Origin of the sequence: Flavihumibacter sp. UBA7668 (genome assembly GCF_002483205.1) — a bacterium.
Taxonomy (GTDB): domain Bacteria; phylum Bacteroidota; class Bacteroidia; order Chitinophagales; family Chitinophagaceae; genus Flavihumibacter.
On sequence record NZ_DLHM01000002.1, the window covers coordinates 448,191 to 462,796 of the forward strand.

The 14,606-nt window shown below is 46.8% G+C and carries 11 protein-coding genes; all 11 read right to left on the reverse strand.

The annotated features are described in order from the left end of the window. Positions 1-2,168 (reverse strand): SDR family NAD(P)-dependent oxidoreductase (locus tag B2746_RS05615; protein WP_290791813.1); only part of this gene is annotated, 2,168 nt, incomplete at its 3' end. 270 nt (positions 2,169-2,438) lie between these two features. After that, complete coding sequence (locus tag B2746_RS05620) at positions 2,439-3,695, reverse strand: type II restriction endonuclease (RefSeq protein WP_239597253.1); 1,257 nt, start codon at positions 3,693-3,695, stop codon at positions 2,439-2,441. A 237-nt stretch (positions 3,696-3,932) separates the two neighbouring features. Next, complete coding sequence (locus B2746_RS05625; RefSeq protein ID WP_239597250.1) at positions 3,933-4,496, reverse strand: helix-turn-helix transcriptional regulator; 564 nt, start codon at positions 4,494-4,496, stop codon at positions 3,933-3,935. A 53-nt stretch (positions 4,497-4,549) separates the two neighbouring features. After that, positions 4,550-5,440, reverse strand: a complete 891-nt coding sequence (locus B2746_RS05630; protein ID WP_239597247.1) for a ribose-phosphate pyrophosphokinase — start codon at positions 5,438-5,440, stop codon at positions 4,550-4,552. 82 nt (positions 5,441-5,522) lie between these two features. After that, entirely contained in the window at positions 5,523-6,278 is a 756-nt protein-coding gene (locus B2746_RS05635) for an SDR family oxidoreductase (protein ID WP_239597244.1), read from the reverse strand. A gap of 13 nt (positions 6,279-6,291) precedes the next feature. Next, positions 6,292-7,797, reverse strand: a complete 1,506-nt coding sequence (locus B2746_RS05640; protein ID WP_239597241.1) for a thymidine phosphorylase family protein — start codon at positions 7,795-7,797, stop codon at positions 6,292-6,294. Further along, on the reverse strand, positions 7,798-9,174 hold the full coding sequence (locus B2746_RS05645) for an MBL fold metallo-hydrolase RNA specificity domain-containing protein (RefSeq protein ID WP_239597239.1): 1,377 nt from the start codon (positions 9,172-9,174) through the stop codon (positions 7,798-7,800). A 10-nt stretch (positions 9,175-9,184) separates the two neighbouring features. Beyond that, entirely contained in the window at positions 9,185-10,054 is an 870-nt protein-coding gene (locus B2746_RS05650) for a restriction endonuclease (protein ID WP_239597236.1), read from the reverse strand. A gap of 61 nt (positions 10,055-10,115) precedes the next feature. Continuing rightward, positions 10,116-12,815, reverse strand: coding sequence for a cation-translocating P-type ATPase (locus B2746_RS05655; RefSeq protein WP_239597233.1), 2,700 nt, complete (start codon positions 12,813-12,815; stop codon positions 10,116-10,118). A 155-nt stretch (positions 12,816-12,970) separates the two neighbouring features. Next, on the reverse strand, positions 12,971-14,101 hold the full coding sequence (locus B2746_RS05660) for an efflux RND transporter periplasmic adaptor subunit (RefSeq protein WP_239597231.1): 1,131 nt from the start codon (positions 14,099-14,101) through the stop codon (positions 12,971-12,973). Between the two features lie 10 nt (positions 14,102-14,111). Next, a partial coding sequence (locus B2746_RS05665) for a hypothetical protein (RefSeq protein ID WP_290791821.1) occupies positions 14,112-14,606 on the reverse strand: 495 nt, incomplete at its 5' end.

Below are 14,606 nucleotides of genomic sequence, written 5' to 3' on the forward strand. Positions count from 1 at the left end.
CCAAAATTCCTGCCCATAGCAAATACACCCTGCCTGCCGGTAACATTGTTGACCGCCAGATATTTGAAACGGCTCAAATGGTTCTGATAGGCGATGTCGCCAAGATTGTTCCCGGTTACACTCAGGGTAAAAAGGGTTCTGCCTTTGCTCACAAAATCAGCAGTTACATTGACCCCAACCAGCCAATAGCTGGGTGTGGCCGTTTCTGTGTTGTATCCGGTAAAGGCATTGTTCTGTGCAAAATTGTAATCGCTTTCAATGCCTACGTGGAGATTACGGACCACATTGCCCTTGTGCAAAAAGTCTCCCCCAAGCGATGTGATCAGGCGTGCGGCAGGCACGAAGGGGATATTATCCGAACCGTCCAGCGCCTGCGCAAATTTACCCCGTGTATAAGAGAAGGTATTTTTAAAATGCAGCCAATCCAGGGGATGCGGGTGGATGTCCAGGCTTAATTCCGCCCCGTACAGGCTTGCTGTCTGCTGGGCGAACCGATACAGGTTCAACTCGTCGCCGCTTTCAGGATCGGTTATCGTAGAGTCGCCACCGGTGCTGTTGGGTACACGCTCGTAAAAAATAAAATTGTTGATGCGGTTGTAGAAAACACTGGCATCGAGTGCTACGTGTTCTGTGGTCAACTCCATGCCTGCATCTCCTTGCAGGCTCACTTCTGATTTGAGGCTATTGTCGCCGATCTCATACCGGTTGGTGCCTTCATGTGCCCCATTGCTTGCCAGTTCCGCGAAATTGGGAGCGCGAAATCCACGGGCGATGTTGGCTTTTAAAGCGAGGTTTTTAGATACCTCATAGCTGAGACCGGCACTGCCCGAAATATTGGAAAAATTTCGTGTGAAGGATGAGAACTTCTCCGTACCACCCACTTCCATGCTTTTACCGTCATCATGTCTGGTATCATAACGAATGCCACCGCTTACAGTTAATTTGTTTTTGGTGTATTGGGTGAAAACAAATCCGCCAATGTCAAACAGGTTATAATCGGGTATTAATACTTCGGCTGCCTTGTTCTGGTTGGTCTGGTACATGCCGTTTACGCCGATTGTTGTCTTGAAATTCTTTGTTTGAGGCAAATGCCAGCTTAACGCATAATTGACCGTTTGCAAATTAAACCATAGGCCGGGGGTGGACGGGGCATCTATATCTCCAAACTCCTGCCGTTGGTTATGCTGATAACCCAGTACCAGGTCAACACTATGGCTGCCCATCCTGAATTTATTAGTCGAAGCGATCTTGAAGTGACGGATACGCTGGTAGGGAATTTCCATACTTATCCTTTTGAAGTCATTATCGTCTGCAATGCCTTCATTGCCACCCGGCAGCACTTTTACAAACTGGCCGGTGGCGCTGTCACGGTCGCCTTCCGTCATGCCGATATGCTGGTCGAAATTACTTACCGTCAAACGGCTGTATCCCCAATTGCCACTGTATCCTGCCATGCCGCCAAAGTTCTTGTTATAGAATTTTGAATTGAAGACATAGCCATCATACTTGTTCCTGTAGTCTTGTGCACCTTTATAAGTACCAAAGGCATTCCAGCTAAAGCCATTTTTTGTTCCGCCTATGGTGCCGTAAAAGCCACGTAACGCATCCAGCGATCTGTCCATAAAGTCTGTTATAATGCCACCTGGCGCTATGGTTTTGATACCGATATTAAAAGCAGCCAGCTCAAAGGACATACTTTCACTCCATCCCTCCAGTGCCCATTTCGTGGCATGATACAGGGAGCTTAGCGGAAATGTATAAATGCCGCCGATGGATGTGGTCGTAATGAAAAGCCCTGCCTTTCTCTGGCGGAAATAGGGTATAAATGCCTGCGTTACACGTATCGCTCCCAAAAGATTTGTATCGATCTGCCGAACGATCTTGTCATCGCTGAGTGCTTCCAAAGCACCGCTGAGGGCATAGCCTGCATTGTTAAAAACCACGTCCACATCACCCAAAGCAAGGGCCTTATCCACTGTTGAGCTGATCTGAGCCACATCTGTTATGTCGAGTGGTAATACGGATACGTTGTCAAGTTTCGTCAGCTCAGTTTCTTTTTCCGGGTTGCGCATGGTTGCGATAACCTTCCAGCCTTTTGACTGAAACAACCTGGCATTGGCTTTTCCTAATCCTGCGGATGCTCCTGTGATGAAAATTGTCTTTTGCATAATGTACTGTTTAAGTTTTACTCTGCAAAATTGCCATCAAATCAGGACTTGCATGTATCCAAACTGCTTTTAGTTGTATCCAAATCGTTTGACATGTAAATTTTTGATTTAACCGGCCCGGCAGGATGGTTAAAGCGCTTTACCAATAAACCACAGTGACACAAGGGTACAGGGATTATTCAGGAACTGACTTTAAGCGTACCATACCCGATCCGGTGGTTTGCGTTTATCTTCCCTGATTTGTTTACAATGATTGGGTGTAGAGCAGGCTTACCTGGTTGCCACGTTTCTTGCAATTTTTTCCATGATCAGGTGGCTGTCGCCAAATTTGCAGAGGGCGTCGCAATGTTGGCGCAAATCGGAAAAAAGAATATACTTGATCATTACCTTGTTCTGTTTTATGGCCGGCCGTGACAATTGCCCCACCACGTCCTTTTCTCTTTTATCAGGTACGATCAGATAAAAGACTTCGTCATCATCGGCGATCGTGTAACTCAAATCTGTAAGCCGTAAGATACCCGAATAGATGCTGGTACTTTTTTCCACCTCAAAGGCCGCAATGACATTATTGGTTGCTTTTTGAAACCATAATACATCAATCAGTTTTACGGTATTCAATGTTTCCCGGTCTAAATCAATCTCCGGAAATGCGTGCAAACAAATAAACGAAAAATTGTTGCCGCAATGTGATTTGGAGCGGTCATTGGAAGCCGCAATGACATCATACCCCAAAGCGTGACCAATTTTTAGTAAGTGATACTGCATTTCTGTATGCAGATCCTCTTCCTCTTTTTCATGTTCTACTTCTTCTCGCCTTTTTTCAATCAGCTTTTCCAATTTCTTTCTCTCTGGTTCTGATAAATATTCATCTGTACCCAATATGATTTTTTGGGTGCCTATTTCAAAAAGCAATCCTGCAATCGCTCCCAAATCCAGCGAAAGTTCCGAGCGGTATTGCTTATTGGTATCGATCAACACTTCCCGCAGCGCCAGATACTCGCTCCAACTTCCTAATTTCTTCCTGTCTTTGAACAGATAATTGAATCCATTCAGGATAGCTGTATTAAAGGGTGGTACAATGGTGGGATGCAGAAAATAAAGAATGTTCGACACGGCAGGCCCCAGTCCTTTTATCTTGTAGCTGTCCAGCCGGATAATTTCTTTAATGATTTGCGCCTCTGCTTTTGCATTCAGGCAATTTTCAAGGAACTGGCCAAAGTGCTGCTTATTTGTTTCATTTTCGTAAATGTCGGGGATTCTCAGCTTGGGTTTCCAATAGAAGGGGTGCGCAGCTCCCTCAAACACCTGCTTTTGTTCGGTGATACAGGTGAGCACAAATTCGAGAGAAGATCCTTTAAAATCATTTCCGAATTTCTTGTTTTTAATATCATCCACTATCTGCTGTACGCCTCTGCGGATGGAGCGGAATGCTTTCAAACGTTCTTCGTTATTAGTAAACCAGGTATTATAAACTGATTCCCTGTCAGCTTTATACTGTTGGATGATTGAATGAAGATGGCTATTCATCTTTGATGGCTTTAATGAGTTTTACGGTACCGAACAGGGCATTAAAATAGCGTGTTTCTTCCACATTTTTACATCCAGCTTTTTAGATATAGCCAGGTAACAGATCCTGCAAAACAATCCTTTGATTGGCGGTGGAGATAGGAGAAAAACAAGGGAAGAAACACCAGTCCATCTTTTGCTTTTGTCATTTGCGGAAGGCCGCTACTTCGTAACACCAATTTGGTTTAGCCTATAAAATTAGACTTTATCCAACGGTTTCCGCTTTTCTTCCCTGATTTGTCTGAAATGGCTTGGCGTAAGACCGGTAACTTTTTTGAATTGGTTACTCAGATAGGCAACACTGGAGTAATGCATACGCAAAGCAATTTCACTTAATGAAAGCTCGTCGTACACCAGTAATTCTTTAACCTTCTCAATTTTTTGAGCGATAAAGTATTTTTCAATAGTGATACCTTCCACTTCCGAAAACAGATTGGACAGGTAATTGTAATCATGATGCAACGCTTTGCTTAATAAATCGGATAAATTGGTTTTTTCATCATGGTCGCTATGATGTACCATGTTTATGATCACCGTTTTTATTTTTTCAATGATGCGTCCCTTCTTACTGTCTATAGGTTCAAACCCCAGGTCAAGCAAAGCTTGATCAAGCTGCTCCTTTTGATCGGCCGTAAGTTCCTTTTCAAGGGTCACTTCTCCCAACGTGATTTTTTGGGCATTTATGCCAATTTTCTTTAACTCACCGGCTACGACCAGTACACAGCGGTCGCAAACCATGTTCTTGATAAATAAGGTAACCATACTAAAGGGTTCATTTACAGACATTGAATTTGTTACGATTATCCTTGCCAAAGTTACGAAAGGAAAATCTTGTTTACGGAAGCAGCCATTAGTGCTGTTACATCCAGTGCATTGGAGGCATGCGCAATAGTATTACAGGTAATAATGCTGTCTACTCCGGCATTTTGGAGTTCCTGGTAAGCGTTACCGGCAAAAACGGCATGTACACCAATACAGACCGGCGGCTTCATTCCTGCTTTTTTCAGGTGATTCACCGTTTCTATCATGGTACGTGCAGTGGAAATGATATCATCCACCAATACCGGGGTGTGATCCTTGTATTTTTCAACCTGCGGAACGGTTACATTTACTTCCGTATCCCCCTTTCTTACTTTTTCCAGCACTATGTAAGGAGCATTGGCATCTTTAGCGACCTGCGAAACCCATTGCTCGCTTTCACTATCAGGCCCTATCAACAGGGGATTGCCGATATGATCGCGGATATAATCCGAAATAAGAGTTGATGCGTGCAGTACCATGCAGGGAACCGAATAAATTTCGGCCATTGAAGATCTCCGGTGTAAATGCGGATCAATTGTAAAAAGTCTTTCTGCAAAACCAGAAATCAGTTTGGCAAAATATGCTGAGGTTATTCCCTCCCCTGGATGGAAGACCTTATCCTGCCGCATGTAGGCAAGATACGGGGCTACAATACAGGTGCATTTTGCGCCCAGCGATTTTAGCGTATGAGAAAGAAAATATAATGGCAGCAATTTGCCATCAGGGTGATCAAGCGTACAGACCAAGATCACCTCCCTGCCACTTACGTCGGTCAATACGCGGACGTATGTTTCGCCGTCAGGGAAATTGCGTATGGTGGTTTCCCCGGTATCAGCTTCTAAAGCTGTAGCAAGTTGCTGTGCAAACGTTTCGTTTCCCGGTAGGGCAAATACTATGGGTTTCATTGACTCAATAGTTTTAAAAAAATAAAGATCATTTTCTATAACAGTATGCTGTGCTGGTCAACAGTTCAGGTTAACCGCTGTGTTACTGAGCGCCCCAACCGCCATCAACGGTCATAGCGTTGCCGGTCACAAAGGAAGCGGCATCAGCACACAGCCAGATAGCGGCCTCGGCCACTTCTTCCGGCTGTCCCATTCTGCCTATCGGTTCCATGCTTTCAAACTGCTTCACGGTTTCCTGATCCGCTCCGGTAAAACGGTCGATCATCGGGGTTTGAATAACTCCCGGACAAACTGCATTTACCCGGATACCTGATTTGGCATATTCCAGCGCAGCAGTCCTGGTCAGACCGAGTACGCCGTGTTTACTTGCCACGTAAGCGGGAGATCCGGGGAATCCGCCCAGCCCAGCGATGGAAGCATTGTTCACGATAGCGCCTTTTCCCTGCTTCAGCATTTCCTGTATCTCATATTTCATGCAAAGCCAGACACCTTTCAGGTTGATCCCGATGGTTTTTTCCCAGTTCTCTTCCGTGCATTCATGGGTGATGGCAGTAACCCCTTCAATACCGGCATTGTTGAAAGCGTAATCCAGGCGGCCAAAGGCTTTAATTGTTGTAGCCACCATTTCCCTGACCTCTTCGGTGCTGGATACGTCGCATTTTACAAACAGGGCTTCACCTCCTAAAGCCTGAATAAGATGGAGTGTTTCAGTATCTTCCACCCAGTCGGCAATAACTACTTTGGCTCCCCGTTTGGCAAAACCTATGGCGGCTGACCTGCCAATGCCAAAGCTTCCCCCGGTCACTATGGCTACTTTATCTTTAAATGTTGTTTCCATTGTTTTGATTTTTTTATTCGATAGTAATGATGTTATCCGTTTTCAAATAAGTAAGGGCGTACTCCAGTTCTCCTTTTGTATGGGCGTACAGGGTAAACAGCGTGTCGCCCACGCTCACCTTTTTGCCGAGGGGCGCATTGAACAGGATGCCGGCTGAGGCCGACTGCGGCGCTCCTGCCAGCTTCGCTACCCGCGCCAGTTTACGATTGTCTATTGCGGTAACAACGCCCTCCTTGTCCGCGCAGACTTCAAAATGGTAGGGTGCAAATGCAGGTTCCCTGAAACCGCCCTGACTTTGACAAATGGCCTGGAATTTTGCCCAGGCGCTTCCGGTTTCAAGAATGCTTCTGGCCATATTGTTACCGGTTCCGGGTGCATATTTGCCTGATAATTCCAGGAGCGCACCTGCAAGCGTAATAGCCCTTTCCTTCAAATCCGTTGGAGCCGTTTTCTCGTTGCGCAAAACAGCCAGCACATCCATTGCCTCCAATGCAGGACCAATACCTCTTCCTACCGGCTGTTGTCCATCGGTGATAATGACCTGTAATTGCAGGCCAATGGCCTGTGCCACCGATTCAAAATCATGTTGCAGTTGGAGGGCGATTTCATGCGTGCGTACTTTGGCTGTTTTACCTACCGGGAGATCTATGACTACATGCGTGGCACCGGCTGCCGATTTTTTTGACAGTACGGAGGCAATCATCTGCCCCTGGCTGTCTACGTCCAGCGATTTCTCCACTGAAATCAATATGTCATCTGCGGGGCTTAGTTTTACAGCACCGCCCCACACAATACAGCCATTTTCTTTTTCAACGACTTTTTTGATCTCATCCATATCCAGATCAACCGGTGCTATCACTTCCATCGTGTCGGCAGTTCCTGCGGGGGAAGTAATGGCCCTTGATGAGGTTTTTGGAATCGTCAGCCCGGCTGCGGCAACAATGCTGACAACAATAGGTGTGGTACGGTTACCGGGCAGTCCGCCCACGCAGTGCTTGTCCAGTACCACGGATTTTTCCCAGGAGATGCTTTGTCCTGCATTGATCATGGCCTTTGTAAGCCCGATGATCTCAGGTACTGAAAGGTTATCGTCAGAACAGGCTGAAATAAATGCAGCCAGTTCAATGTTAGAATATTTCCCTGCAACGATATCCTTCATGATCTCATTGAACTGTTGCTCCGTCAGTTGATCGTGATACATTTTCGCCCGTACATAGCTCAGGGAATTGATGTTCTCCAGGTGGGAGAACGTGAGGCAGTCCCCATCAACAACGTCCAGCCTTTTCATGGCTTCCATTGACAATGCCGCTTCATCCACGGCAAGCAGATCTGAGTGAACCACGTTGAGGGTTGCTACAATGGTTTTTTCATGGTGGTGTATCACTATGCGGGTGAGTGCTGTAAAGCCCTCTGATTGGCATATGTGGCAATCAGCACGCATGTAGACAATGTTCTCCCGGTACGTATCAATACCGATAGATTTAACCCTTAACGTGTTGTAGGAATGATGATGTTCCATTTATTCATTGATTGTTATGGTGTCATTTAATGCGGGTATTTCGCACGCCCATCCGTAAACCTCTTTCACTTTGTCACTCAGCGCCTTTGCAGATGTCGGCTCTCCATGTACGATAAATATCTTTTGAGGCTGTTGCTTCAGCTCTTGCAGCCACTCAATGAGTTCCTGCTGATCAGCATGGCCGGATAAGCCTTCGATGTTTTCTATGGCTGCGCGGACCGCGAAATATTTGCCATACAACTTAATTTCGTTTGCACCCTCCAGTAAAGCGCGGCCCCGTGTTCCCTCTGCCTGGTAGCCCACCAGCAGTACTGTGGCATTCGTATCGCCCAGGTACTTTGCAAAGTAGCTCAATACCCGTCCGCCGGTTGCCATACCACTTCCTGCGATCACAATTTTCGGCTGCTTGCTGTTTATCAGTGCATTTGTTTCTTCCAGCGTTGTTATACGCCGGATCGTATCGCACATTTGCGAACATTCATCGACAGACAGCTTATGCCAGGTGCCATTTTTGTGAAATACCTCCAGTACATTTTTGCCCATCGGGCTATCCATGTAAATCGGTATATCGGGCAATCTTCCTTTTTGTTTTAACTGCCAGAACAGGTACATCAGCAACTGTGTGCGCTCAACAGCAAAACTTGGTATGACGATGGTGCCTTTTTTTAATGCAGCCCGAATGATAATGCGTTCTAAAATATCCATTGCCGGTTCCTTCGGGTGGAGCCGGTCACCATAGGTCGATTCGATAAACAGGATATCCGCCTTCTCAGGTTTTTCCGGTGGAAAAAGCAGCGGATCTTGTTTGCGGCCGATATCGCCTGAAAACACAATCGTTTTCTCCCCGATCCGCAGCTCGATAAAGGTTGCTCCCAGGATATGTCCATTATACCTGAACCTGTAACTAATCTGCTCGCCAAACGGCACCCACTGGTTCAATGGCGCGGTCTGAAAAAGCGGCAGTGTATGGTCCACATCCTGCAGCCCGTAAAGCGGAACAGCGGGGCTATGCTTAGTGTATTTATGCTTATTAGCCCGCAAGGCGTCCTCTTCCTGGATTTTTGCGCTGTCCTTTAAAATAATTTCCGCGATCTGGAGTGTAGGGGCCGTAGCGATGATCTTACCTGAAAAGCCTTCCTTTACGAGACGCTGGAGGAAACCGGTATGATCTAAATGCCCATGCGTCAGTAAAACGATATCAATGTCTTTAGCAGGAAAAGAGAGCGGTTGCCAGTTAAGCAGCCGGAGTTCCTTTAGTCCCTGGAACATGCCGCAATCCACCAGGATGTTTTTGCCATAAGCGGAAACAAGGTGCCTGGAGCCGGTTACTGTTTGCGCAGCACCTAAAAATTGTATTTTTAAACCTGATTTTTCCATATCTGTTGTATTAGTATCTATATGATTTTTCAAGCGCTTGACACAGTGCAGCGCATTCTTCCAATACCTTTTGCAACCTGGGTGGTCTTACGCCGATGCTTTCCAAAATACCCTCACCATGATGCAGGGCCTTACATAAAACAATCTTCCTGTTGAGCAGCGCTTGCTTTTCCTTTCCGGTGAGCGTGGTAAGACTTGTTACGGGATGGAGTCCAGACAGGTTGATCCAGTCTTTTATGCCGTTATTTTTAGGATAATCCCAACTGACCAGGTTCATGTTCACACACCTGCCATACTGTGCGGCATCGTCTGAGAAACGGGTGTTGGTAACCACCCAGCCCTGATGGATCTTCTTGTCATGCCCGTCGATCTGTTTCCATTGGCGCTCCACATCCAGGAACCGGGATTGTATGTACAGGGGAATCTTGACATCGCATATATAACCCTGTTGATTATGAAACTTGCACTCGATCATAAAGTGCTGGTCATCCTTTTCAGCTATAACATCTATTTCGTGCTTCACACAATGCCCCTGTATGGTTACGCCAACTTCAGTTTTATACCCTTTGTATGTCAGTAATTCTGCTACGAACTGCTCAAAGGGGAAACCCGAAGGGCCTAATTCCATCAGGGCACGCTTCAGTTTATACCTTGCAGCCATTGGACGCGACCTGTCTTTCAATAACCGGAAAGCTTTCCTGTAGATTTCCTTAGTAGATATATTATCTACCAGCCTGTTCACTATTTCATTGGCAATATCCTCAGCCTGCTGGCTGCTGGCTCCTGAGCGGAGCAGCGACTGTTTCAATTTGTTCTTATTGAAGGGCACCCTGATACCGGATGCCTTTGTAACATTTATATTTCTGTTGTTATCCCGCATGTGCTATTGAGTTTTTGCTGTTGTCTTTAAGGTTGCTTACAACTTGTTATCCGTTCACAGCTCATATAATCCAGCGGCTTCTTTTTAAAGCCTGGTTGATAATGAGTGAAAGAAAGGAGAACACAATGACGATTGACCAATCCTGCCATCCGTAAATTGAAACTTCAAGGACTTTTCTCAACGGAACAAGGAAGTAAGAGAGCAACGCTATAACTATACATCCCAGCACTGCATACCATACATACCTGTTGCGGAACACTTCTGATTTATAAAATGCAACGCCCTTTTCAAATGACATATTAAAGACGTGGAGTATCTGCGAAAAAATAAGGGTATAGAAAAGCATATTGTTACACAGCTCACCGTTCCATCCTTCCTGCTTGTGCAGCCACTCGTGACTGGTAAGTACCGCGCCGATGGTGGTAATGGAGATTACCGTAGAATAGGCAAAAATGGCTGTCCATCTTTTTTTATCAATGATCAGTGTACCGGCCGAATAAGGTTTTCGCTGCATGATATGCGCAGGCGCTTCGGTGACACCGAGGGCAAGCGCTGGCAATACATCTGTTACAAGATTGATGAAAAGTATCTGGAGCGGAAAAAGCTGAAAATGCAAATTCAGAATGGATGCAGTGGCAATGATCAGCAGTTCACTGAGATTACAGGACAGCAGGTAGATCACAAATTTCCTGATATTATCGAAAATTACCCGCCCCTGTTTGATGGCCAGGACGATGGATGAGAAGGCATCATCTTTCAGGACCATATCTGCTACTTCCTGCGCCACCTGCGTACCCCTTTGTCCCATAGCGATACCGATATCTGCCTTCTTCAGGGCTGGAGCGTCATTAACGCCGTCGCCGGTCATCCCTACTACCATTTTATTTGCCTGGAACAGGGTCACCAGGTCCAGCTTGTGTTCCGGAGATACACGCGCAAATACAGGGGATTGCAGCCACTTTTGCTTGTCCTCCGACGTCAGTTGATCGTAGGGCTTCATGCTGTTTCCGTGAACTACCTCATCGCTTTCTTCTGCCAGCCCCAATTGCATGGCAATGTTCTTAGCGGTGGCCGGGTGGTCTCCGGTGATCATCACCACTTTTATGCCTGCTGATCTGCATTCCTGAATGGCCGCACGTACCTCTGGGCGGGGCGGATCTAAAAAGCCGACCACGCCTACCAATGTAAGATGATGCAAGAAATCTTCTTCTTCCGCATCAGCGCTTCTAAAAGCAAAAGCCAGCATTCTTAACCCGGATTGGGCGTGCTTTTCGGCATTGGATAGCCATGTTGTTTTTCTTTCTTCAGTCAGTGGAATAACATCACTTCCTTCCAGTACGGATGAACAGCAGGATAATAGTTCTTCCACTGCTCCTTTTGCGGCTACATAATAGTCACTGTCTTTGTGGTGAAGGGTAGCCATGACCTTCGTATCGGAAGAAAAAGGCACTTCATTTATTTTTGAAAAAGTTCGTTGGTATTCATCCGGTTTAACGGGTGAACAATAGACCATTTTGAGTAGTCCCACTTCCAGCGGGTCACCCGATTCTTTGGCCGAGGTAGCATCATACTGATACGTTGCGGTGTTACACAGGGCGGCAATCTGGTGCAAATGCGCATAAGCCGGATAATGGGGCAACTGATCATTATCCTTAAAGCGTATCACACAGCCTGCAACGTCCACTTCTATGCGGGAGCTGCCCTCCTTAAATTCAATGAAGGCCGCTTCAATTTTGTTCTGTGTAAGTGTCCCGGTTTTATCGGTGCAGATCACGTTGGTACCACCCAGGGTTTCCACCGATGACAGCTTCTTTACGATGACCTGGTGCCTGGCCATCCGTAACATGCCGAATGCCAGCGCTAACGTGGAAACGATGGGCAGCCCTTCAGGAATTGCGGCAACGGCAAGGGCAATGGAGGTTTCCAGCATCTGTACAAAATCCTTCCCGTTTAATATCCCGGCAGTAAATATGGCAACCAAAAGCCCCACGGTGATCCATAGCAGGTTCTTACTGAGCTTCTGTATTTTCTTTTCAAGCGGTGTAGCCGATTGCTGCGCCTGTTGCACCATGCGGGCAACGGTTCCCAATTCGGTGGCCATGCCGGTGCGCACCACAACGGCAAAACCATTTCCTTTTGTTACAAAAGTGCCTTTGTACAGCATATTGTCCCGTTCGGCCAGGGGAACTGTTTCCAACAATTGGCCGGTCTGTTTTTCCACCGGCAAGGACTCGCCGGTAAGTGCGGATTCATCCGATTGTAATTGAGCCGAACTGATCAGCCTGGCATCTGCTGTAACCATGTCTCCGCCTTCCACAAATAAAATATCACCCGGTACCAGCTCCTCGGAAGATATTGCACCAAGCGTCCCATCTCGCAGCACGCGGGCCGGTACGGTGGTTAGTTTTTTCAAGGCTTCCATTGAGCGTTCCGCCTGAAACTCCATCAAAAACCCGATGACGGCATTGATCACAATCACGGCGATGATGGCAATCCCATCGAGCCATTCCTGGAAGAAAAACGACAGCCCTGCAGCAATGGCCAATAACAGCACAAACGGGCTGATAAACTGGTTGACCAGGATCATGAGCGGGCTTACTTTTTTCCCCGATTCAATCCTGTTGTACCCCGCAATGGAAAGCCTGCGTTCGGCTTCCGCCGCAGTAAGCCCGGCTTCCTGCGTGGTATCCAGTTCATTCAGGATGGTTGAGCGGTCAACTGACCAGGGTTTGCTCACCTTATTAAATTCTTGTAGTAACATATCTTATTTATTAAGTCAAAGCAGTATTACTGACGTGCTCGGTTTTAGTCACTGTTTACAAATTATCCGCACCTGTCTGTCTCCGTTTTCTTTGGCAATGAAGTCCAGGGCTGGCGCAATACTTTCCTTCTGTTGTTGGCGATTTGGAGACGCTGTTACATCTTCATTCCCTCCATGCCGGTGCCCTTCTTCAGCACCAATGCGCTGTTTAACAGGTAAGCGCCACTGGTTACCACCAGTTCGCCCTCCTTGAGGCCACCGGTCACCTCCACTTCCTTTTTATTCTGAATGCCTAATTGAATGACCCGGTTTTCATACATCCCATCGCCTTTTTTCACCCATGCCGTTACCATGTTGCCGACCAGGATGGAAGACTTGGGAATGACCATCGTATATTTTTGATTCCGTTTAATATTGACGTATGCCATCATACCCGGCTTTAGCGAAGCGCTTTTGTTACCGATCAGAAATCTTACAAGGCTGATCTTTTGATCTGGTTCCACGGAAGGATTATCGAACACCGGTGTAACGGAAAATACCTGGTTGGGATAGGCATCAAAATCCGCAGTAATGATGGGCTGTTCCGTTAACCACCTGAGTTCACCGGTGTACATCTGGGCTTCAATCCATAATTGTGACAGGTCTGCCAACCGGAAAAGCGGGGTTCCGATCTCCACATACTGACCCTCGCTTACAGAAAGGTCAACCAGCGTGCCCCCGATAGGGCTATGGATGGTAATCAAAGGGGAGGCTTCGCCGCTTTGTTCGATCTGTGTGATTTGCTCCCTCGATAATCCCCACAACAGTAATTTTTTTCTCGCCGCTTCCACCAGTTGCGCCATTACCTGCTTCATATCGGCGAGTTGCACCTCCTGCCGCAGTACATTGAGCAGTTCATTTTCATCAGACAATAACTCTTCACTATAGATGGCATATAAGGGCATGCCCTTGCTGATGTTTTCCTGCGGATTGCGGACAAATAATTTTTCGAGCCTTCCCCTGATGCGTGATGTGATAACACTTACGTTACGTTCGTCAATGCTGGTAGTGCCTACCAGCGTGGTATATTCCGAAATAGCCTGCCTCTTTACCGTGTCCACCGTAATGTTGGCATACTGTTCGTCCCGTTTTGAAAGCGTCACCATCTCCATTTTTTCTGGTGCCGGTGCGTCCGCGCCATGTTGGCTATGTTCCGGCTTTTGTGCATCCCCATCCTTTCCGGTGCATGAAGCAATGGAAACAATGAGCGGTAGCGCAGTAATGATCATCCATATTTTCTTGTTCATACCTACAGCATTAATATTTGATAATTGTCTCCCCGTCTGCGAGGTAAGCAGCATCCCTGGCTATCCATTCTCCTTTTTGCAGTCCTTGCAGTATTTCGACGCGTTCGTTATCCCGGTGACCGATCCGTACCACCCTTGACTGGAAGATGTTGCTTCCGTCCTTTGTGACACCGGCCCGCACCCACACAATGGCTACCTTTCCAAGATAATAGACACTGCCTGCCGGAACCGTAAGGGAACTGGCAGTTACGGATGCCGTGGCTGTGATCAGGGAATTTTGTTTAAGTATCCCCGAGGTATTGGGTAAATACACCCTTGCCTGGCTGAATTTTTGCCCGCCCTGATACACCAGCTCCAGGAATTGAACATTGGTTGTAAAGCTCTTTTCCGGCATCAGTTCGCTGGTAATGGACAGCGGTTGGCCTTTGCGGATATATTTTTCATTCTCTTTGGTAAATGCCACTATGCCCCATGCTTCCCTGAAATCATTGATCCAAAAAAGGGT